The 21,889-nt window shown below is 53.1% G+C and carries 16 protein-coding genes; 10 read left to right on the plus strand and 6 right to left on the minus strand.

Annotated features, from left to right (window positions below; translation table 11 throughout):
- Nucleotides 1–328 precede the first annotated feature (328 nt).
- From TERTU_RS00050 to TERTU_RS00085, 8 genes are all read left to right on the plus strand, one after another.
- Entirely contained in the window at nt 329–2,167 is a 1,839-nt protein-coding gene (locus tag TERTU_RS00050; protein WP_015820529.1) for an NF038122 family metalloprotease, read from the plus strand.
- A gap of 360 nt (nt 2,168–2,527) precedes the next feature.
- Complete coding sequence (locus TERTU_RS00055; protein WP_015819677.1) at nt 2,528–3,088, plus strand: hypothetical protein; 561 nt, start codon at nt 2,528–2,530, stop codon at nt 3,086–3,088.
- 15 nt (nt 3,089–3,103) lie between these two features.
- A complete protein-coding gene (locus TERTU_RS00060; RefSeq protein WP_228378219.1) occupies nt 3,104–5,758 on the plus strand; it encodes a VWA domain-containing protein in 2,655 nt (884 codons plus the stop codon).
- Between the two features lie 198 nt (nt 5,759–5,956).
- A complete protein-coding gene (locus tag TERTU_RS00065; protein ID WP_015820862.1) occupies nt 5,957–6,568 on the plus strand; it encodes a LysE family translocator in 612 nt (203 codons plus the stop codon).
- Between the two features lie 3 nt (nt 6,569–6,571).
- Nucleotides 6,572–8,212 (plus strand): lipoprotein, encoded by a 1,641-nt coding sequence (locus TERTU_RS00070; protein ID WP_015818067.1) that lies wholly within the window; start codon nt 6,572–6,574, stop codon nt 8,210–8,212.
- Between the two features lie 5 nt (nt 8,213–8,217).
- A complete protein-coding gene (rrtA, locus tag TERTU_RS00075) occupies nt 8,218–8,832 on the plus strand; it encodes a rhombosortase (RefSeq protein WP_015819219.1) in 615 nt (204 codons plus the stop codon).
- Nucleotides 8,833–8,945: 113 nt separating this feature from the next.
- Nucleotides 8,946–10,862, plus strand: a complete 1,917-nt coding sequence (locus tag TERTU_RS00080; protein WP_015820315.1) for an acetoacetate--CoA ligase — start codon at nt 8,946–8,948, stop codon at nt 10,860–10,862.
- 106 nt (nt 10,863–10,968) lie between these two features.
- The gene (locus TERTU_RS00085) at nt 10,969–11,748 is read left to right on the plus strand and encodes an SIMPL domain-containing protein (RefSeq protein WP_015820608.1); all 780 of its coding nucleotides are present in this window, start codon (nt 10,969–10,971) and stop codon (nt 11,746–11,748) included.
- A gap of 127 nt (nt 11,749–11,875) precedes the next feature.
- On the opposite strand, the gene TERTU_RS00090 is transcribed toward TERTU_RS00085, so the two are convergent.
- The 4 genes from TERTU_RS00090 to glyQ are packed head-to-tail and all read right to left on the minus strand — an operon-like array spanning nt 11,876 to nt 16,083.
- The gene (locus tag TERTU_RS00090; protein ID WP_015817235.1) at nt 11,876–12,292 is read right to left on the minus strand and encodes a DUF6524 family protein; all 417 of its coding nucleotides are present in this window, start codon (nt 12,290–12,292) and stop codon (nt 11,876–11,878) included.
- An 11-nt stretch (nt 12,293–12,303) separates the two neighbouring features.
- The gene (locus tag TERTU_RS00095; protein ID WP_015817733.1) at nt 12,304–13,011 is read right to left on the minus strand and encodes a lysophospholipid acyltransferase family protein; all 708 of its coding nucleotides are present in this window, start codon (nt 13,009–13,011) and stop codon (nt 12,304–12,306) included.
- A 59-nt stretch (nt 13,012–13,070) separates the two neighbouring features.
- Complete coding sequence (glyS, locus tag TERTU_RS00100; RefSeq protein WP_015820870.1) at nt 13,071–15,131, minus strand: glycine--tRNA ligase subunit beta; 2,061 nt, start codon at nt 15,129–15,131, stop codon at nt 13,071–13,073.
- 1 nt (nt 15,132) lies between these two features.
- Nucleotides 15,133–16,083: a glycine--tRNA ligase subunit alpha gene (gene glyQ, locus TERTU_RS00105; protein ID WP_015820325.1), complete on the minus strand. Its 951-nt coding sequence runs from the start codon at nt 16,081–16,083 to the stop codon at nt 15,133–15,135.
- A 175-nt stretch (nt 16,084–16,258) separates the two neighbouring features.
- Here glyQ and TERTU_RS00110 point away from each other — a divergent pair, with 175 nt between their 5' ends.
- Together TERTU_RS00110 and TERTU_RS00115 are read left to right on the plus strand one after the other, a co-directional pair.
- Complete coding sequence (locus tag TERTU_RS00110) at nt 16,259–17,143, plus strand: lysophospholipid acyltransferase family protein (RefSeq protein WP_015817341.1); 885 nt, start codon at nt 16,259–16,261, stop codon at nt 17,141–17,143.
- A gap of 175 nt (nt 17,144–17,318) precedes the next feature.
- Complete coding sequence (locus TERTU_RS00115; RefSeq protein WP_018416029.1) at nt 17,319–17,789, plus strand: DUF4124 domain-containing protein; 471 nt, start codon at nt 17,319–17,321, stop codon at nt 17,787–17,789.
- Here the strand turns inward: TERTU_RS00115 and TERTU_RS00120 are convergent.
- Nucleotides 17,778–20,489, minus strand: a complete 2,712-nt coding sequence (locus tag TERTU_RS00120) for a 6-pyruvoyl-tetrahydropterin synthase-related protein (protein ID WP_015816800.1) — start codon at nt 20,487–20,489, stop codon at nt 17,778–17,780. The genes TERTU_RS00115 and TERTU_RS00120 overlap by 12 nt on opposite strands.
- Before the next feature lie 83 nt (nt 20,490–20,572).
- Nucleotides 20,573–21,820, minus strand: a complete 1,248-nt coding sequence (locus TERTU_RS00125; RefSeq protein WP_015818044.1) for a Dol-P-Glc:Glc(2)Man(9)GlcNAc(2)-PP-Dol alpha-1,2-glucosyltransferase — start codon at nt 21,818–21,820, stop codon at nt 20,573–20,575.
- Between the last annotated feature and the right edge of the window lie 69 nt (nt 21,821–21,889).

Below are 21,889 nucleotides of genomic sequence, written 5' to 3' on the forward strand. Positions count from 1 at the left end.
AAAACCTTTCCATAAACGCTTGCGAGAGCACTGAAAAATGTGGGTTAAATCCAATGAAAGCGCTTTTTTGAAGGTGTTTGTCTTTTTATTGAATGTTTGTGGAGGCGCATTCACCGAAACTTATGGAGTTTACGAAGCCGCAAGCAACGGGGTGAGGCGTATTTTGGCACTGGTCAATTTATGTTCGCAGTGACAAATTACCGAAGGGTGCGTTGCAAATGCTGTATTAAACGACTAAAGCCAGACAGGAACGGTACGGCAAAGCGCAGATCACTAGTCACGTACTTGGGGCTGAGATACCCAAATGTGTTAAAAAAGGAGCGGGTAAATGAACGGACGAAATAGAAAAACCGAGGCATTTTTAATAAGTACTATTAAACGGCGATGGGCAAGGAATTTTGCTATATATTTTGCTTCACATGCTGGTTTAGCTATTAACTGCGCGCTCGCGATCAAGCGTGTTGCTCTGACAGGTCTGGTGGGTGTGCTGTGCATGCTGGCGGGCGTTGCCCATGGGCTGGAGTTCAGATTTAACAACGATTCCGCCAAACCTTTAAGTGCGGAACAGATGGATGCAGTGTATCGTGCCGCTGCGCACTGGGAAGAGGCGTTTAGTGATCCAGTCACAATAAGTATTAATGTGGGTTGGGCTGAGCCCCATGATTTCTCTAGTGAAGGCATACTCGCTTCTGTAAGACTGGCAAGGACGCGCGTAGCTGCAGAATTGGTAGTTGATGCGCTGTTGGCGGAAGCGACCGCGGGAGAGGCGGGTTGGATATCTGCCTTACCTCAGGCGATACCTGTCGCACACAGTGCCGCACCGCTGGCAGACGTGGAGCTTTCATTTGCCAACGCAAAAGTATTGAATATCGCTCCTACGTACGATCCCACCTACGGTGCCACGCTCGAACATCACGCAGATGCGAGTATTCAATTTAATCTGCTGCACGAAGAGCGTTTCGCTTACCGCGAAGGCGATATCAGCGGTGAGCGGTATGATTTCGCGGGCGTCGTCAGTCACGAGCTCGGCCATGCCTTGGGTTTTACCAGCGTTGTGGACCTGCAAGCGTTCAATGGAAGTACCCTGTTAGCGCCGTCGCTGTTGGATGTATTTCGGTTCGACCCAACAATGCCTGGCCACAACCTTACGTTTGACACCCGCCAGACCCTGCCGGGCCCTGCGGAATTCTACGACGCCAGCGGCTTTGTGAGCCCATTCGCGTTTGGGGTAAATGCTTATGATGTTAAGTGTAATGCCTTGTTTGGTTTATGTAGCGCAAGCCACTGGCGAGACACCACAGACACCTTGATGACCACCGCATCACCGGGGCGTGAACTCAAGTTACGCAGTGGCGACATTGCCGCCGTCGACCGAATTGGCGTGGATACCAAATGGCGCAATGGCATACCCATTATTGACGCACGGTTAAAATTCTACCCGCTTATATATGGCCTTATCCCGGATTACGATCCAGTCGCATTTGACACTAAAACTTTGGCGCCCAAATTTAGCGATTTGTTAAGCCCAAGTTGGTTTGCTGACCCGATTACCAATGTGTTTCATATTAGTTTTGACGGACACGCGGGTGCAGGTTTTGCGGTGTTTAAGCGACCGCAGACTAACAAGAAAATTAAACCGATCAATTTTAATCGAGGAGAGAACGGTGATAAAGAGGGCAGCTGGGAAGAGGAACCACAACCAAAAATGTTGGCTGAAATTCCTGCGCGTCTGACCGAATTTTATTTCGAAACGATCAACAAGCAATATAGCTATCGGTTTATTAATACTTTTTCGAATCACGGTTCGCAATTCGATCCAAACCTGGGGCCTTACGGTGGCTTTCGAATTAGCGGGTATCTGGACGGTAACCAGGATGGTGATTATGGTAGTTCCAAAAATGAACGCCGAGATTACGATGCCTCGCTGACATTATTGATGGTTTTAACCACGCCCCGCGATATGTCCAGCAATATCTCCAATGCGGAATTCGTGTTGTACAAGGTTAAAGATGAGCACGTGCAAGACAATATTGCACACCTTATCGATGCTACAGCGTTTGCGATTCCCGCCGGCTATGGCAATTCAGATTCTTACGATGAGGCGTTAAAAGATCGGATTGAAAAAGAAATGGATGATCCGGAGCCAGGTCGCGATATTGCGTTTTAGCTCTGGGTAATTTTAAAAATTACATTTTAAAGCTTTAGAATTCTAAGCCATTCCAAGAAAGACAAAAACCGGTTGCGAAAAACCCCTACCCCGCCCGTCACCTCCCGGTGACCCGCTAGTTGCCCGCCTCGCGCGGGCTTTTTTATATCGAAGATCCCATTCCAGCGATTTTTATACGTTTAAAAACCGGACCTGCGACAAGAAGTCCGTTTTTTAACGGTGATTGTCCGTTGTGTAAATGCTGCAAAAACACCAAGGAATACACTGGATGGCGAAAACGGGTGCGCAGATGCGCGAGTTGTAAGCCGTTTTGTAAACGCTGATCACCCGCTGACAGCATGTTCATTCAAGGAGATAACTATGAAACCCATTGATCGATTATTTAAATCCGCTTCGGCCGCAGGTGCGGCACGCATGCGCCTTTCATGGAAGCAACTGGCGCTGGCGACATGTATCGGTTTGCCCTGCACCACCGCTTTAGCTGTTGACGAGTACGCGGAAAGTACAGGCGTGCGAATGCAGCACGCGTCTGAGGTTAGTTCCGATGTATTTGTCGGCCGCGTGTTAAAAACGGAATCGCGTTGGGTGGGAAAAGTGATTGTCACTGAAGCCACTGTGGCGCCGATGCAGGTGCTTAAAGGCAAGCTCGCTAGCAAATCGGTACAGGTTGTCACTATGGGCGGACGAGTCGGCAATATTGCCATGACATCTGCCCATGAGATTGCGCTGAAAGAAAACGAGCTAGCGGTATTTTTTGTGAAAGATACCGATGAAAAATCGCTTTACGGCAAAGGCAAAAAAACCTTTGCGGCAGGTGAAGGCAAGATCCTATTGAAGTCCGCCGCAACGTCGAAAGATGCCTATTTCAACGATGCTCGCGTACAGCAACAGGTACGCGCCATTGAAGCGCAAATTAAATAAACAGGGAGAAGGATCATGTTGAATGTTTTTACAAGAATGAATCGAAACGGGCGCAACCACCAGCGCGGACTGTTGGGTTCTGCGCTGTTGTTACCCGTGTTGTACTCGAGCTTACCGCAATCGGCATGGGCGGCCGACAATATTGAAATACCCAACCTGGCGGAAACTGCTATTCATGAGCGCCGCTGGGTTCCTGCTGCCTATCCTATGGAGTGGGTGCTCAACGAAAACGGTGTAACCAATAACGCCACACCAATCAGCATTGCCGACGCGGAAGCCGAACTGACGGCCGCGTTTCAAGCCTGGGAAAACGTACCCGAAGCGGTGATTAGCGCAAGCTATGGCGGTACCACAAGTACCTCAGACTTAGGCTGTGACCTGGAGAATATTGTGACCTGGGATGACAGCGCATTTGGCTTCAGCGCGACAACCATTGCTGTCGGTTGGACGTTCGTTTATCAGGGCCCCCCTTTGATTATCAGCGACGTCAATCGGGATATCGGTTGCGGTGACCTGGATCCGGGTATCTACCCCAATGGCAGTCAGTTGCCAACCGGTGCCATATTCGACGCGGATATGATTTGGAACGATACCAACTTTAATTATTCCACCACACCCAATAGCACACCCAATGTGCACGATATTCGCGCGGTCGCGACCCACGAATTTGGCCATTTGTTTGGGGTATCGCACACCAGTATGGTGTTCAGCGGTAATAGCCCCGCCACTATGTACCCGGCGGTGAGCAGTACCAGTGTGACCTGGCAAAACAATGTTCGATCGCTGGAAGCCGACGATGAAATGGCTGCCGCGCGGAGCAATCCCGGTATGGGTTTTTACCCCACCGGCACCGCACCATGGACGACCGGGTCTATCAGCGGACGTGTGCGCCAGATTAATGGCACTGCCGCACAGGGTGTGCGAGTGTGGGCGTATAACACTGCCGATTTAAGTGCACCTGTGTACGAAGCCTTTACAGCGACCCAGTTTGATGCGGAGGCAGGTGTAAGCAGTGGTGAATACGAGTTCCGCGGGGTGCCGGCTGGCAGCTACTACGTGTGTATCGTGCCTTGGGGTGTGAATGTCCCCAATGCCGATCTCGATAACACGGGGCGTTATAACCTCTCTACACTAAACGGTTCAGGCAATACCGGCTTCGCCACGGAATGTTACGACGATGCGCCTGCGGGTATGGCGTCGCCGGATTTCAGCGAGATCGACCGGCTGCGGGAAGTTGATGTGGCGACAGGGGAGACCACACCCAATATCAACTTCGTAACCGGTGCGCAAAATACCGACGTGGTACTGGTGATGGACCGCAGTGGATCCATGAACCTGTCATCGGCGCCAGATCCAAGCGTGTCTAAAATGGACGCGCTGAAGTATGCGGCTAATGTATTTATGGATTTTCTCGATCTCGACGCAGGACATCGCGCGGGGCTGGTGCAATTCCATGAAGTAGTTGTACCGTTTAGTCCGGCATTTAATTTACAGCCGGTGAATGCCGCAAGCCTGAGCGCCGCGCAGACTGCGATTAACAGTATGACAGCCGGCGGAATGACCAACATTATTGATGGGGTAAACGAGGGTATCGCGCAGCTCACCACGGCGGTGGACCCGAGTGATCGCCAGATTATGCTGCTGCTCACGGATGGCCTGCATAATCGACCAGTTGGTACCAGCGTTACTGATATTACTGCGCCACTATTGGCCAGTGAGGTCACCCTCTACAGTGTCGGTTTTGGCACCAGTACTAATGAAGCGGAGCTTACGCCGCTGGCGTTGAGTACTGGCGGTGTGCATCTGGAGAACAAGGATGTCAGCGATCTCCAACTGCGCAAACACTTCCTCAGCATTGCGGCTTCGGCTGCGGACAGCACGACCTTAATCGATCCGCACTACGACCTCGCGCCAGGTGAATCGGCCGTCCTGGATGTACCGGTCCTGAAATCTGAACGCGACCTGACCTTTGCTGTTATGTGGAGCGAGCCCGATCCAGACCGCTTTGATATCAGCTTGCGCTCACCGCGCGGTTGTACCATTGCGACACGGCTTAACAAGCCCGGGGTGCAAATTCGCAAGGGCGATACCCATCGTTTGGTTAACGTGAAGTTGCCTTACAAATGCATGTTCCGCGACGATCATGCTGGCGAATGGAAGGTGATAGTGTCATCGCCGAAAGAGAGTAATCACAAAGAAACATCCGGCGTGGATATCGCGGTCTACGGTGATTCCACCACGCATATTTTTGCGCAAGCGCGTATGACCGAAGACTACCCAGCGGTTGAAGCAAAAATTGTAGCTAATGGTGAAATTGTGAAGGAAGCGCGTATGACTGCCGAAATTATACTGGCAGCCTGGCCAACCGGAGATAGCGAAGCCGAAGATTACTACTGTTCTGAAGGCAAGCAGGGCAACAAGCGTTGTCGCAACAAACCCGTAGAGCCACCACTGGAAGAACGTATTAAAACCATTGAACTGAACGACTACGGCAGTGATGTAGACAGGAAGAAGGGCGATGGTATCTATTCTGCGATTCTTCCCACTGAATTGCCCGGTAGCTATCAGGTGCGCGTGATCGCCGATTACAGCGACGACAGTGGTAAGGGCAAACGCGAGGTGCTTACCTCGTACTACTTCGACGGCAAGCAAATTGTAGTTGCTAAATAATCGACGGATAATCGTTAATCACAACGCCTACTTCTCGTTGCACAGGGTAAACTAGACACAAATTTTACCCTAAGGTCGAAGAAGATCGTCAGGCCCGGATTTTCAGCTAAGTTGCAGTGTTGGCTTGGTTGTGAATTCGGGCCTTCTTTATTTTTCAATAACCCATTGCACCAACGCTTTTTGTACACGAGACCCAACATGCAACTCGAAACCGTTATCGCGCTCGCCGCAACCATGATTGTATTGGCCGCGACCCCTGGCCCCGGCGTACTGCTGGTGGTCAGCCGTACGCTGGCGCTTAATTTTCGTCACGGGGTTTACACCAGTGCGGGTATTGTTGCGGGCGACTTCGTTTATATCGCTGTGGTAGTGGCGAGTATGAGCTTTATTGCAGCGACGCTGGAACCGCTGTTTTTATTTATTCAATATGCCAGTGCTGCCTACCTGATGTGGTTGGGTGTGCAGGCATGGCGCAATGCGGATAAACCGCTAGCGTTAGATACCGAAGGGCCAAAATCCCAGCGCAGTTTTTGGATTGGGCTTGTCGTTACGCTGGGGAACCCGAAAGCCATTTTATTTTATTTGGGGTTTTTACCCGCATTTATTGATCTCACCCAAGTGAACGCAATGGATGTGCTTATCCTCTATATTCTGGCGGCGGTGATCGTCGGTGGTGTCATGGTATGCTACGCGTTTGCCGTGAGCAAAAGTAAAAACCTGCTCGCCGACGCCCGCTTCGAAGCGATTATTCAGCGGGCCGCAGGCAGCATTTTTATTGTGACCGGCCTGTGGATATTATTGAGGAGATAAACGTTGAACTTAAAAGGAATGTGTACCAAAGGAATAATTATAGGGCTGGGATTCGGCCTGTTGGCAGCCTGCCAAACTACCACCCCGAGCAAACCTGACCCAGTGTATATCAGCCACACAGCACCTGCCGTTGCTGGCAAGCCAACGATCAGCGGGCTGACCGATTTAGGCAGCCTGCCGCAAAATCTTGGCAACACACCAAGCACCGCATTTGCCGATGAGCGATTCTCACCCGGTGAATGGGTGATGTTAAAAGGTAAAAATCTCGCAGTAAATTCACTGCATATCGATGACCAAACAGTGCCGGTAGATTTGTATTACGGGCAGAACCCCTTGTTTAAAATTCCGGTTGGCCTCAATCCTACCAAGCTGCACAACATTGTAATAGACAACGGCCAGGGCAAGGCCGCCAGCACATTTAAATCGAGCCACTATATTGTGGCGACCGATACTGACGGCAAGCAGCGGCATCTTATTCGCACTAATCCAGATGATCGCGGTAGCATTGAAGAGGACTGGATTGATTTGGCCTCGGAGGCAGAGCGCCCGCTTTTCACCTTGTTTTCTGCCGACAGCAGTTATTTATTTACGGTAAATATTGCCAGCCGTGTAGAAGAGGATACGGACAAAGAAGCCAATGCCTACGTTATGGAGGTACGCGTATTTCACGCTGCCGCTCCTGACGCACCTGCACTGCTAAAGCAGTTTGAAGTGGTGGTGGATTCGTCGCCGATTGACGTAACGATCAGCGCAAATAACCAGATTGTGTTGTTGGGCAAACGCAGCTTTACCGTCATCGATGCCAGTGACCCATTGGCGATGGTGGAGCGTCAACGTGTGCAATTGCCTGCAGGCGGCGAAGAGAAAACCACGTTTGTAGACGTAATCTACTTCGCCGATGATCAGCGGTTGGCGTTTCTGGAAACCTACAGCAATCGTATTTTTGTATACGATACCGCGAGCCTTAGCCCGTTGGCTGACGTTAACGTACTGCCAGAAAAAAGCATTGCGCTGGGTGTCGACCTGGAACCTGACCCCAAAGACAGCAATAGCTTCTGGGCGTTGATGGGCCCGAATTATCGGCTAACTGGCAGCGGCCTCGTTAAGCAATATAAAACCCTGATGGGCAAGGACATACCCGCTGACAAACGCGGTGTGCATCAACTGGTGCATTACAGCTTTGGTGAGAGTGGCTTGGTGGAAACCAAGCGCCACGAACTGGACAGCGACTACGCGGCCTATTTTGCGCAAGCGGACAACAATGGCGATCTGCTCATTACGGCTACCAAATTGCAGTTTCTCACCACCGATCTGGAAGGTAAAAAAACCACTGAAGTGCTGAAAATGACCAAAAAACTGGTGTGGGATGCGCTGAGCTTTGGCCGTGTAATTAAAGTAGACCGGGACTCTGGGGCAATGGAAACCGTATCCAGTGGTGTGGGTATCTACTACGATCTGGAATGGGTGCCGGGAATAGGGCAGGTGTTCAGCCTGCTGAAGTTCGGCCCATCGTTCAGCTTCCCGTATATTACTCCGAGTTGGGGGGTCGGTATTGCGTCAACCGGCACCTATGCCAAGCGTAAAATGAACAAGTACGCGGTATTCCCGCCGTACTCTGTTGGCGATATTGAATATCAAGACTAGTGTCGATGCCTTTACCAATTAAATCACCGCCGTTGTGGCTGTTTATTCTGCTCCTGTTTGTGGTTATAGAGCTGCTGCTGGGCGTGCTCGGCAGCTGGCTTAACCCCAGTTTGCAGTACGCCCGCAGCGCGATACTGCACGGCGAGGTTTGGCGGGTCGTCACCGGCCATCTGGTGCACCTGGGGCTGGTTCACACCCTGCTGAATATGAGTGGCCTGGTGCTGATCATGCATCTGTTTGGCAGCTTGCTTCCGGTACGGGTTTGGTTGTGCTGCGGTTTGTTGATGGCGCTCGGCATCAGCGCGGGTTTTCTGCTCTTTAACCCGGAGTTGAGCTATTACGCGGGCATGTCCGGGGTATTGCATGGGCTGCTATTGTTTGGTATTGGCCTGGCGTTGCTGCGCAACGAACTGTATCCGCGCTGGCTGCTGGTGCTGATCGGTTGCGGGGTGGTGGGCAAACTCTTCAGCGAGCAACTGCCCAGCTACGATATCTACTACCTGCAAGAGCACATGCATGCGGCGGTGATTGTCGATGCGCATTTATATGGCGCCATTATTGGGCTAAGCCTATTGCCTGTGATTCATTTCTGGCGAAAGCACGGTGGGAGAAAAAGTTAAACAAGAAAACGCGTCGCAGAGAAAGCGGCGCGTAAAATCTTAACATTGCTGTGTCGCAGCATGAACTCGGCTAGAATAAAATTCAGCCATGATTCTTCCACAGGTGCGACATCATGCTTTGGCAACCCAGCCCCGAACGGATTCAACGCAGCGCCATGTGGCGCTTTATGAAACACTATGCCAGTGAATTTTCACTGACGTCTCCTTCCTACCGCGCGCTCCACAATTATTCTGTCGCACATCCAGGGGATTTCTGGCTGGCGTTGATGGATTTCTACCAGGTTAAAGTTGCGGGGGAACGCGAGCCCGCAGTGACCGATCTTGGCTTTGAGCACTATGGCTGGTTCCCAAACCTGATCCTCAATTTTGCGGAAAACCTGTTGCTGCACGGCGAGGCGGATCACCCCGCGCTGGTATCCCTGTTGGAAAGCGGTGACAAACGCAGCTACACATACGCCCAGCTAAGATCCGCGGTCGCCGGTCTGCAGGCACAGCTTGCCGATTGCCTGCAGGAAGACGACGTGCTCGCCTGTTATATGCCCAATATCGCGGAGACGGTCATTGCAATGCTCGCCACCACGGCAAGCGGCGCTGTGTTTACCTCCACCAGTGCCGATTTTGGGGTCGATGGTGTGGTAGACCGTTTCGGCCAGTCCCGCCCCAGGGTACTGGTGACCTGTGCAGGTTACCAGTACAACGGCAAGTACTACGATATTTGCGACAAGGTTGCCGCCATTGTTGCGCAGCTGCCCAGTGTCGAAAAAGTACTGGTTGTGGATCGCTATCACAAATCGCCGGATATCTCCGCCATAGAGCACGCCGAGCTCTGGCAGGAGCCGGAATCCGATAACCCGATTGCGTTTGTTCCCCGCGCCTTTGCGGCGCCGCTTTACATCATGTACTCCTCCGGTACTACCGGCAAACCCAAATGCATTGTGCACGCCACCGGTGGCGTGTTGTTACAGCATATAAAAGAACTGGGGCTGCACAGTGACTTTAGCGCGCAGAAGCGCATTCTGTTTTTTACCACCTGCGGCTGGATGATGTGGAACTGGCTGGTGAGTTCGCTTTTTTTTGGTGGCACCACCTATTTATACGAAGGCTCGCCCGCGTACCCGAGCTTTGAAAAATTCATGGGGCTAATTGGCGAAGAGCAAATCCAATTATTCGGCACCTCGCCAAAATATTTAAAGGTATTACAAGACGCGAAAGTGCCGCTGTACAAATGCGACTTTTCATCGCTGGAAACCTTGCTTTGCACCGGTTCGCCCTTGCTGCCGGAGCAGTACGATTTTATTTATCACGAAATAAAACACGATCTGCTGGTGGCCAGTATTTCCGGTGGGACCGATATTATTGGCTGCTTTTTTCTCGGCAACCCGATTTTGCCGGTGTACCGGGGCGAATTACAGTGCGCGGGATTGGGTATGGCAGTGGACTGTGTTGACGACGATGGCAGATCCCTGGTAGGCAAGCAGGGGGAATTAATTTGTTTAAACAGCTTTCCATCGCGCCCGCTGTATTTTTTAAACGACCCGGATAACAGCAAACTGCACGACGCGTATTTTGCAGGTCACGAAGGCGTATGGACTCACGGGGATTTTATTGAAATTACCGAGCGCGGCGGAGCGATCTTTTATGGTCGCAGCGATGCGACCTTAAACCCCGGCGGTGTGCGCATCGGCACCGCAGAAATCTACCAGCAGACTGAGCGGTTGAGCTATATCGAAGATGCGGTGTGCGTCGGCAAACAAGTGGCCGGGGACGTGGAAGTTATGTTGTTTGTTAAAATGAAAGCTGACGAAACTCTCAACGAAGCGCGTATGGCAGAAATACGCACCACCATTAAAACCCACACCACACCGCGCCATGTACCCAAGCGCGTAATCCAAGTGGCAGATATTCCCTACACCCGGTCCGGCAAGAAGATTGAACTGGCGGTGGCGAAACTCATCAACGGCAAAGCAGTCAATAACCTGGAGGCGATCGCCAACCCTGAATGCCTCGCAGAATATGAAGGCCTGGCATAATTTTACAAACCTGGGTATTGAACGGGTTAGCAGGGTTACACCTTGGTAACGATTTCACCGTTGGCGGTCGATATAATAATTCTTTATTCGAAACAGGGACCCCAACATGCGATTACTGGCAGCAACACTTCTCTCAATTGGCGCAATAACCGCACAGGCGGCGCCGGAAATTAAAGGCACGCCGGACGAGCTGCGGCAACTGGTGCATCCGGTGGAAAACCGGGTGATGATCAGTGGTGAAGCGCAGGAAAAAGCCTACACCGATAAAGCCATTGTCAGCGTGGTGGTCACCACCGAAGAAAAGCAACTGGCGAAATCACTTGCCGCCAACGCGGCTTTGCGCAGTAGCATCCAACAACAGCTGCTGAAGGCGGGTATCGCCGCCGATGCCATTAAAAGCTCAAAATTTTCCACCTCGCCCCAGTACGGCTGGTTCGGCAGCAAGCCCGACAGCTACAAGGTGGTCAATCGTATGGCGATTACCATCAGCGAAGAAAAGCAGATGGAAGCCATTGCGACCGCAGCCGATTCCCATAAAGAAATTGAAGTCAGCAGTACCGAGTTCGAGCACACGCAAAAAGATGAGTTCGACCAAAAAGTGAAAGCTGCAGCACTGGCTAAAATTATGGCGACAAAAAAGAACTACGAGAAAACCCTGGGTATCACGCTAAAGCCGGTGGCAATACGCGATTCGCGCATTTTTCAGCGCGCCAGTGTGGGCGCGAGAGGGGTTGAAGAAGTGCTGGTGACAGCCCAGCGTAGGATGAAAACTTCCGCGACCATGGCAGATGAAAGCAGCTTCGCACCAACACCCAGCAGCGGGGGTTCATCGTTCGATGAGATCGTTTATGAGGCGTTTCTGGAAGTTGAGTTTAAAGTCGAATAAACACGGCATTGCACATTGTTAACCGGGCAAATTAAATAGATAAGCTTTCTATTTAGTAAAAGGCGTTGTGTGCCCGTTTGCCGGTGCTAAATCCCGCAAGGATGATTACAACCTTGCGGGAGTGTGCTCAAGCATCTACATCGTCCACATCCACTTGCCCTGACAAGCGCCGGCGGATAAAGCTCCAGCTAATGCCGATGCTCAGCACCAATACCAGAATCAGCTCCACCAGCCAGGTGGTGACGGACACATTGTCCAGCCGCAGCCATCCCCAATCCACGAACAACCAGATAATACAGACGAACAGCAGTATCGCCAGCGCAGTGCCGACCGCGCCAAGCGAGCGAAAGGTCGCACGGATATAAATGGCCCAGCCAATGGTGAGAACAATAAAACTCAGCGCAAGCAGTGGCGTGATATTTGGAAATACTCGCAGCAACCAGTGGGAAAAGGAGTAGCCCGTAGGGTTATAACTTAAGGCAACCAGTAGCAAGGCAAAAAGTGAACGCAGCGCGAAGCCGCGCCAGGTGAGCGATCGACGCATAACAAACCCGGTTAGAGTGTTTTAACGGTGGTTTCGATCCAGTCTTCCACTTGTTGAATTAACATTTTGCTGGTTTTGCCTTCGGGTGATATGGGCTCGCCTAACACGATTTTAATCGTCCCAGGCTTTTTCAAAAATTCACCGCTGGGCCAGAATTTACCCGCATTGTGCGCGACTGGAATAATGCTTACTCCAGACTCTATCGCAATATCTGCGCCACTGCGGGCGTACTTGCCCCGTTCGCCAACTTTCATGCGCGTACCTTCCGGAAACAGCAACAGATTGTAGTTGTGCTTTAGCCGCTTTAACCCTTTAACTTTAACCTCGCGCAGCGCTTCGCGCGGGTTTTCGCGGTCGATGGCAATCGGTACCAACGCACGTAGCCCCCAGCCGAAAAAGGGAATGTTGAGCAGCTCTTTTTTCAGTACTGTGGATGCAGGCCAAAACAGGTTTTGCAGGTAAAGCGTTTCCCAGGTGCTCTGATGTTTTGCAAGAATCACCACTGGGCCTTGCCGATTTTGCAAATGTTCCCTGCCGATAAGCTCGTACTTCACCCCGCAAATAAAGCGCAGCATTTGCACGGCCATAAAAGTCCAGCTCATTATGATTTTGTGCCTTAGGCGAATAGGCAACACCAGCAGCAGGACAGAGAGAGAACCAAAAAACATACCGGTGCAAAAATACAGCACGGAAAAGAGACCGGAACGAAAATAAGACAAGGATCAACCCCTGTAAGCGTTAGAAATGAAAGGCGCCCGGCGGTTGCCGGGCGAGGGATTTATTTAACCGCGAGAAGGGATATGTCTGCAACCTCGAGGAAGAGGTCACGCAACGATTGCAACAGGGCGAGGCGATTATTGCGCACCGCCATGTCGTCGGTCATTACCATTACATCGTCGAAGAAGGTATCGACCGTTGCGCGTAAACCGGCAAGTACCTTTAACGCGTCTGTGTAATTTGCCTCTGCCAGTAGTGGTCGCGCCTGCGCTGCGTAGCTGGCTAGCGCGTCTGCCAATTGCTTTTCAGCGCCGTCGGTAAGCAGCGCAGCATCCACTTCGCTGGCGGGTGCGCTGTCGAGTTTCGCAAGAATATTGGATACCCGCTTGTTGGCGGCGGCGAGTGCCTGGGCTTCCGCCAATTTGCTGAACTCGGCGACCGCGTAAACACGGTTGTTAATATCCAGCGGATTGCTCAATTGCTTGGCACTTACCGCCATAAACACTTCGGCTGGAATAGAGGCTTCTTCATACCAGGCGCGGAAACGTTCCAGCATATAGGCGAGCACATCGTCCACCACCTGTGCGTTAGGCAAGGCAGTGAAGCTGTCTGCGGCGGCGTTGATCAGATCGCGCAGGTCGAGATCCAGCTTTTTCTCAACCATCAAACGCAGGGCGCCTACCGAAGCACGGCGCAGTGCAAACGGGTCTTTGGAACCGGTCGGCTTTTGGCCAATACCGAAAATCCCGGTAATGGTATCGAGGCGGTCGGCCAGTGCGATGATGGTGCCGGTGGCTGTTGCTGGCAGGTCATCACCCGCGAATTTGGGCATGTACTGCTCAACCATCGCCTGGGCGACTTCCGCATCTTCGCCATCGTTATTGGCGTAGTGATACCCGGCAATGCCCTGCAGGTCGGTGAACTCGTAAACCATGGTACTCACCAGGTCCGATTTACACAGTTCAGCAGCGCGTTTAACCGTGGCTTCGTTCTCGCCCAGGCGCGCAGCGATCAGCGTCGCCAGCTTGCCGATGCGCTCGGTTTTATCGTAGATAGTACCGAGCTTGGCCTGGAAAACGACCGTCTTGAGCTTTTCGCGACGCGCTTCCAGACTGGTTTGTTTATCAGTCTCGAAGAAAAACTTGGCATCTGACAGGCGCGGGCGAATGACGCGTTCGTTGCCGTCGATCACTTGCGCCGGGTCTTGCGACACAATATTGGCGATCGTGATAAAGTGCGGCAGGAGTTCACCGTCGTTATCTACCACGTGGAAATACTTTTGGTGCTCCTTCATCGAAGAGATCAGGGCTTCGGAGGGCACGTTCAGGAATTCATTCTCGAAGTTGCCTGCCAGCGCGACCGGGTATTCCACCAGTGCGGTGACTTCATCGAGCAAATCCGCGTCGATCACCGCAGTGCCACCGAGTTTGTCGGCGGCGGTATTCACTTGCTTCACAATCATCGCCTGGCGCTCGCTAAAGCTGGCGACAACGTGGCCAGTCTCCGCCAGTGCGGCAGCGTACTGATTCGCGTGCTTTAAGGTAATTGGCTGATTGTAGTGAAAGCGGTGGCCGCGGGTTTCATTGCCACTGGTCAGCCCCAGAATCTCTGCGGGGAGGACCTTGTCGTCGGCCAGCATGACCAGCCAGTGCACCGGGCGGACGAATTCCGTGCGGCTTGCGCCCCAGCGCATGCGCTTGGCGATGGGCAGGTTGGCGAGCGATTGCGCTACCAGATCCGCCAGCAGATCGACCGTGGCTTCACCGCCCGCCGTGGTTTCGTACACCAGCTTCTCTACTTTGCCGTCCATGCCGGTTTGCAGTGCTTCCAGCGCAATGCCATTTTTCCTGGCGAAAGCCTCTGCGGCTTTGGTAGGTGCGCCGTCTTTAAACGCCACCTGCGCCGGAGGGCCGAAAATTTTTACAGATTCCTGCGGCGTCTTGTCGGCAAGCCCGGTGACCGAGACCGCAAGACGACGTGGCGTGGCGTAAGATTCTACAGAATCAAAACCTAGATTTTTTTGCGTGAGCCCGTCCTGGATACCTTGAGTGAAGGCGTGCGACAGGGTTTTCAGCGCGGTGGGTGGCAGCTCTTCGGTGCCCAGTTCTACTAAGAAATGCATATTACTTCTCCCCCTCAGCGTTGGCCCTGGCGATCACTTCATCCCGCAAGGCGGCGGGAGCCATCGGGAACCCGAGTTTCAAACGGGCGTCGAAATAGGCCTGCGCTACATTGCGGGCGAGAGTGCGCACACGCAGGATAAAACGCTGGCGCTCAGTAACAGAAATAGCCTGGCGGGCATCCAGCAGGTTGAATGCGTGGGAGGCTTTCATCACCATTTCGTAGGCGGGTAGCGGCAATCCTGCGTCGATCAGCTTGCTGGACTCGGCCTCGCAGGTATCGAAGGTCTGGAACAGAAAGTCCACGTTGGCATGGCTGAAGTTGTAGTGGCTCATTTCCACTTCGTTCTGGTGGAACACATCGCCATAGGTGACGGGCGTACCGTCCGGGCTGATGGTCCACACCAGGTCGTAAATGGAGTTAACGTTCTGCAGGTACATGGCGATGCGCTCAATACCGTAGGTAATCTCGCCGGTTACCGGGTAGCACTCGAGGCCGCCCACCTGCTGGAAGTAGGTAAATTGGGTTACTTCCATGCCGTTCAGCCACACTTCCCAGCCGAGCCCCCAGGCGCCGAGGGTGGGGGATTCCCAGTTGTCTTCCACGAAGCGGATATCGTGGATGCCGGGGTCAACGCCAAGGTGTTTTAGCGATCCGAGGTAGAGTTCCTGAATATTGTCCGGTGACGGCTTCAGTACCACCTGAAACTGGTAGTAGTGCTGCAGGCGGTTCGGGTTTTCACCGTAACGGCCGTCGGTTGGGCGGCGGGAAGGCTGCACATAGGCGCTGTTCCAGGTTTCCGGGCCGATGGCACGCAAAAAGGTGGCAGGGTGAAAGGTACCCGCACCGACTTCCATATCCAGCGGCTGCAAAACGACACAGCCCTGTTCGGCCCAGTATTGCTGCAGGGCCAGAATCAGGCCCTGAAAGGTTGACACATCGGGTTTAGACACAGTGATTCTCTCTCGTGGATCGCTAATGGTCAGCGTTTTTTTCTAAACTGTATTTTTGGGGTCGGCAATTATACCGGGATGAAGGATAATCCACCATCTCGCCGCCCGAGATAAAAGTAAGTACAAACTAACAAAATACAAACGCGCCACCATGAGCGCGTGATCGTGAGTATACGTGGAAAAGATCATCGCAAAATTGACTCTCTTAACCCTCCGCAGCATTGGCCGTTTACCCCTGCCTGCAGGCTTGTTCTTTGGCACACTGCTGGGGCGAATTGCCTGGCTGGTGGGGCCGCGTGAGGTGCATACCACCAGGCGCAATATTGAAGCCTGCTATCCGCAACTGAGTGCCAGGGAGCAGACAGCACTGGCGCGCCAGAGTGTGATTGAATCCGGTCGCCTGGCATTTGAAATCAACATTGTCTGGCAGCGTTCAACTGAGTGGTTACACGGCCAAATTGTGTCGATCAGCGGCGAACACCTGATAACTCAGCGGGATAAATCGCGAGGTTTGATGATTCTTGGCCCGCACGTGGGGAATTGGGAGGTGTTGGGCGCTATCTGTTCCGGTTATGGGCCGATAGCATTTTTGTATCAGCCACCGAAAAAGAAACATCTGGAACCCCTGATGATCGCCGCGCGTTCAAAGCAGGGCGCGACCCAGCTACCGACAGATGTCCGCGGTGTGGCCGGCCTGATGCGAACCTTAAAACGCGGCGAGACAATTGGCATTCTGCCAGATCAAAACCCGGACGATAACGGCGGCGATTTTGCCGAGTTGTTTGGCCATCAGGCGCTCACCATGACACTGGTGCATAAACTGTTACAGAAAACTGGCGCGCAAGTCATTATGGGGGCGGCGATTCGCGTGCCTAGTGGCTTTGCAATCCATTTTTGGGAGGCGCCAGCGGGCATTGATTCTGCAGATGAGGCGGAAAGCCTGCGCGCTCTAAATGTAGGTGTCGAACAATCTGTCGCGCTGGCGCCGTCGCAATACCAGTGGGAATACAAGCGTTTTCGCCGCCAGCCAGAGGGAATGCCGCGTTTTTACCACCGTTAGGCGAAAATCAGTGCCGAATATTTTTGCAATACTTACCGCTGATAGCGTGAGGCTATAAAACCAGCGGATCGACCTAATGTGTGCGCTAATTCGCATTGGTATACTTTTAGTACAAAATGGACAGTACAAACGGACCAACTCGATTCATCGAACAAAAGGACTTACAGCGATGCGAATGCGCGCATTACTTGCGATCGGCTTGATCGCCATCCCCATTATTCTCCCTTCAGTCAGTGCTGCGGAAATCTACCGTTGGCGCGATGCCAACGGAAAATTGCATTTCAGCGACAAAGCACCTGAGCAGGCTAAAGCTGAAAATGTGTCGCTGCCGGATATAAACCGCGCTGATGCAGTGAAAATTCGCCGTAAACCGACACCGATTGACACCCGTTACAGCAATACCCCGGACGATGATCCCCAGGTGTTGGCGGATGCGAATCGGCAAAAAGTGTGCGATAACGCGGCTCAATATTACGAGCGATTGACGCGCGGTATCAATCACAATGCATCCAGCAAGCGTATTGTGTTACAGCAGGATGGCGAAACCCTGTCCCGCCGCGAGCAAAACCAATATGCAGAGCGCATGCGCCTGAATTACAACCGCCAGGGCTGCGCTATCCCGCAGGCCGAAAATTTACGGCTCTGATACCGGCTGCACTGGTCCAGCCGGTGCATCGCGCAAGCCGGCAATGCGGATATGGCCCAAGCTGTAGTACCCATCGCCCCAGGTGGGCACGATCCGCACCTTGTCAAAGCCGAGTTCTTTTACATTGTCTGGAATCGCCAAATTCCGGCGCGCCAGACCTTTCAGGTTTGTCCCCGCAGCCTTTCGCGCGGTTGCGAAGCCGACAAATTCCTCGCCTCGCACAAATCCCACCAGGTAGAAATCGTTCCAGTCGAGACTTAAGTCGATGCGGTCGCCAGTCACGGGTTTGCCGAAGTCCACGAGCAAACCTGTTTCTTTCATAGTGGCGTTAGACGGGTCGTCCCACTCGGTGCGATTTGCTTTATAGAGTTCGTAGTCCTCCGCGCGCACGGTTGGAATCCCGGCACTTAGCTGCACGCGTTTATGGTCTTCGGGCACCGGGTGTTGGCTGTGCGCAACGACGTGACCCAGACTGAAGGCGCCGTCACCGGCTACTGGTACCAATACGAGTTTATCGAAGCCGGTGTCCATGGTGTTTTTGTTGAACATAAGGGTGTAGGTGAACATGCCGCCCACATTGCGACCGTGGAGAAAATCGCTGGTAACCAGCTCATCGTTGTTCAACAGCCATAACATAAAGCTGTCATTGGAATCCAGGGAGAGGGATATGTGGCTGTTGTGCTGAACTTCCGCAAATTCCACTGCGACGCCGCTACTGGGAATGATGAAGTTGCCCTTCGCATTCCACTCGCTATGCATATTCACCGGGTTTGCGTAGTCTTCGGCGGCAATTGTGGTGTGCACACTGGCGAACAGGTCTTCTTTACTGGCGGTGCGAGGAGTTCCGGTCAGCCAATAAAACACCAGTAACGTGCACAAGTACCCCAAGGGGACAACCGCATTCCGCAGTAGTCCGCCACGTTGAGTGCTTACAGCCCAGGCGACGACGACAGCGAACGCCAGTAAACTCAGCCACAGGCCCCAGCGGCCACTGGTGGAATACCCAAACACAACTTCCAGTTCTTGCACGCCCTCGGGCAGATCGACGGCGATGGGGGCAAATGGATGTTGCTCAAAAGGGCGTGTCGCCAGCGGCTCGCCATCAGCACTCGCACGCCAAGCGGGATGCCAGTGCTGATTAATGACGAGCGTCCCCGCGGCGCCTGGCTGCAATAAGACCTTTGCCCGTCCATTTTCGATTTCCGCTAAGGATACCCGCGCAGGTTGCGGTGTAAAGAAGCTGTCGTACAGAGTAACTGTGGCTTCCCGGCGTGCTTCCTTGTAGGGAATTTCGGTTCCTACGGGCATAAATTCCAACTGATTCGTCGTCCATACGCCTAGTTCGCCCGATTTAAGTTGCGCGATCTCGCCGGGTTCCACCGTACCATAGCTGCCCGCACGCGCAGCTTGCCACTGCAAGTGCAGAATCGCCAATACCACCAGGCCGCCTAATAGAGGCGTTAACCAACGGAATTTTGGGCTAAGTTGACCGGCGAGTACCGGTACCGCGCCAGCGCAAATTGCCAGGTAGAAACTTGCGGGGAACAGGAAACGCCATGGAAATTGCGCGGCTTCAATACCGGGCAACAGTTTCCAGAGTGGCTCGCTAATAGCCAGGGTGAGGAAACTGGCGCAGGCGGCAGTTATTGCAGCGCTGATAACCAGGCGAGCGCGCTGCTGTTTGGCGGCAAGCTCTGCGCGTGGCTCGTTGCGTGTGTCGCGGTGCAGTAACCCGCGCAGCAGGGCAAATACCGCGAGAGCGACTGCGGCGCCAGCGAGTATCACCCGCTCAAGGCTCAAACTGAATGACATGTAGTCTACCGGCCCGGGTTCACTGGCCCCGTATTCAAATTTGCTGCTGATCAGCTGGTGGGGATACACGAAGTGTTTGGTGTAGCTGTAAAAGCCGCCGGTCATTGCGTCCATACCCTTGATTGCGCTGATGTCTGCCAGCGCTGGCCACCAGAAAAAGCTGCTTAAACCAAGTCCAACGGTCGCGATAAGTAGCGCACCTATCGCGAAAGGCAATTTCTCCCGCAGCGGCAATAACAGGAAGTAGACGCCACAAAATACGATGAGCGACAAGCCGATCAGGTAGGTCGAGAGCATGTGTGAAAGGGGTAGCAGGGCGATGCCGATACTGCCGTAGAGCACGCCTTTCAGGCGGTCGTGTTGCGCCTCCCATAGCCCGCGAATAACGAATGGGGGAAACAAAAATGCGGAGGTCTCCACCAGGTTGGTGCGCACAAAAATGTCCACCAGATGATAGGGCGCGAGTATGTAACAGGTGGCTGCAGCAAGTGCACTCCAAATACCGAATATCGGGCGCATGGCCCAAAACATGGCAACGCCTGCGCCCGCAAACGTCAGCAACCAGACCATATTCAACGCGCTGTGCGCGTCGAAGCCAAGTAACAGGAGCACACTGCTGAGGGTGTAAGGGAAAGGACTGGTGTATTCAAACAGTGGGTAGCCCCAGTGGTGCGAATAGCTGCTCAGCCAGCGCCCTGGCATACCATCAGCGAGGGCGTCGGCCATACCGAGGGTACGCCAGATGTTGTACTGCCACTCATGCCCGGCAATGGAGCCGACGGTTTGCGCGAGCGGGTCGTGGGGGTACATATAAGCGCCTTTACTGGCGAGTACCACAATAATCAGAAGGAGGGTCCATGGTGCATATTTAACGAAGGTAGATCGCATCAGGCTCGGCTCATGTACGTCAAAATTAGAGTGAATACTCGCTTACAAACACCTGTCTTAGCGCCGGAGGAGCGCGGAATTAGCTAAATAAAGAAGCGAATATCGCCAATTCCGATACAAATAATCAAAGTTACAGGTATGAAAAGCGCCAGGGTGTACCAGTGCAGTCTGGTGTGTTGCGGCACCATGAAAAGCAGGAACATGGTGATGGCTTCCATGAAATAACGCTGGTCCACCAGGGAGTGGGGGAGCAGCGAAGCAATAGCCACCACGTACAGCCAGTAAAATCGTTTCTCGCGCAAAGGCGTGACCATTAAGCTCAGCAACGCTATCGCCATGGGGACAAACGCCAGCACTTTATGTACCTCATTGGCGCGGGTCCACATGACAACGCGATTGCGCAAGAAAAAGTCGAACAGGTTGTAGCCGTGTTCTGCCCAGAAGGTGAGCAGGTAGAGCACCAGCAGCAGACTGAGAATCACCGCGCACTGGGGCTGAAAGCGCAGCAGATCAAACCCCGCGCGGGCATTCATCAGGTGCAGTGGTATAAAAAGCAGGCCGACAGCCAGCAGCAGGAAAAACACCTGAGTGACAAAGATGCGGTCCATTTTGTGTGCAGTGGCGTCGCCAATAGCAACGCCGCCGTTTTGATAAACGAACACTAGAAACGCCACAATTCCGATAGGAAACGCCCAGGTTCGCAACAGTGCCCCACCCAACTGGCGCCAGTTCTCGGGTTTGAGCCAACGGATATGGAGCGGATTGCCCAGCAGATTATAGAGGGCGAAAAGCCAGAACAACGCCAACCACATGACATTAGTCTGGCGCACCCCAAGCGACAGCAGCATAACAAGGCCAGCGAGGGTAAAGCGCTGACTCAGCGTGAAATAGAGCCCCGCCAATACCAGTGTCAAGGACGGCACATCCGTGTAAATGACAAAAAAGAAGGGGAAGAATATCGGGTTGAGGTAATAGGTCGTGGTACTGAGTAGAGGTGATGTATGGCCTAACCGGCGTGCACAAAGGAAGAAAAACAGTAGCGCGGGCAGTGATAACAGGGTGCTGGCAAGGCGGGTATCTTTAATGCCCTGGCCAAACAGCGTTTTCGACACAGTCGCCACCGCCAGGTGGTAGCCCGGAATCATCGTGAGCGATTTCTCCAGGTGGGAATAGCGTTCCATATGGTAGGCACGGATCTGCGGCATATGGAAGCTTTCGTCGTGGAATGTCTGTGCTGGCGGCATCATCTGCGTGCCGAGCCATGTGGCAACGAGCAGGATTCCAGCCAGCAGGACCCACGACACTGTAGGTAGCTGTGACGATTTAAACATGGGTAGTGTTACCGCCCGGCTCGCTGCAGTGGCGAAAGCCAGGCATTCCTCGGTTGAAAGGAAATGACA

Origin of the sequence: Teredinibacter turnerae T7901, from assembly GCF_000023025.1 — a bacterium.
Taxonomy (GTDB): Bacteria; Pseudomonadota; Gammaproteobacteria; order Pseudomonadales; family Cellvibrionaceae; genus Teredinibacter; species Teredinibacter turnerae_B.

Excerpts from the sequence above, each read along its gene's own strand:
- TERTU_RS00050 (WP_015820529.1), top strand. The coding sequence starts at position 329 with ATGAACGGACGAAATAGAAAAACCGAGGCATTTTTAATAAGTACTATT.
- TERTU_RS00055 (WP_015819677.1), top strand. The coding sequence starts at position 2,528 with ATGAAACCCATTGATCGATTATTTAAATCCGCTTCGGCCGCAGGTGCG.
- TERTU_RS00060 (WP_228378219.1), top strand. The coding sequence starts at position 3,104 with ATGTTGAATGTTTTTACAAGAATGAATCGAAACGGGCGCAACCACCAG.
- TERTU_RS00065 (WP_015820862.1), top strand. The coding sequence starts at position 5,957 with ATGCAACTCGAAACCGTTATCGCGCTCGCCGCAACCATGATTGTATTG.
- rrtA (WP_015819219.1), top strand. The coding sequence starts at position 8,218 with ATGCCTTTACCAATTAAATCACCGCCGTTGTGGCTGTTTATTCTGCTC.
- TERTU_RS00080 (WP_015820315.1), top strand. The coding sequence starts at position 8,946 with ATGCTTTGGCAACCCAGCCCCGAACGGATTCAACGCAGCGCCATGTGG.
- TERTU_RS00085 (WP_015820608.1), top strand. The coding sequence starts at position 10,969 with ATGCGATTACTGGCAGCAACACTTCTCTCAATTGGCGCAATAACCGCA.
- TERTU_RS00090 (WP_015817235.1), bottom strand. The coding sequence starts at position 12,292 with ATGCGTCGATCGCTCACCTGGCGCGGCTTCGCGCTGCGTTCACTTTTT.
- glyS (WP_015820870.1), bottom strand. The coding sequence starts at position 15,131 with ATGCATTTCTTAGTAGAACTGGGCACCGAAGAGCTGCCACCCACCGCG.
- TERTU_RS00115 (WP_018416029.1), top strand. The coding sequence starts at position 17,319 with ATGCGCGCATTACTTGCGATCGGCTTGATCGCCATCCCCATTATTCTC.
- TERTU_RS00120 (WP_015816800.1), bottom strand. The coding sequence starts at position 20,489 with ATGCGATCTACCTTCGTTAAATATGCACCATGGACCCTCCTTCTGATT.
- TERTU_RS00125 (WP_015818044.1), bottom strand. The coding sequence starts at position 21,820 with ATGTTTAAATCGTCACAGCTACCTACAGTGTCGTGGGTCCTGCTGGCT.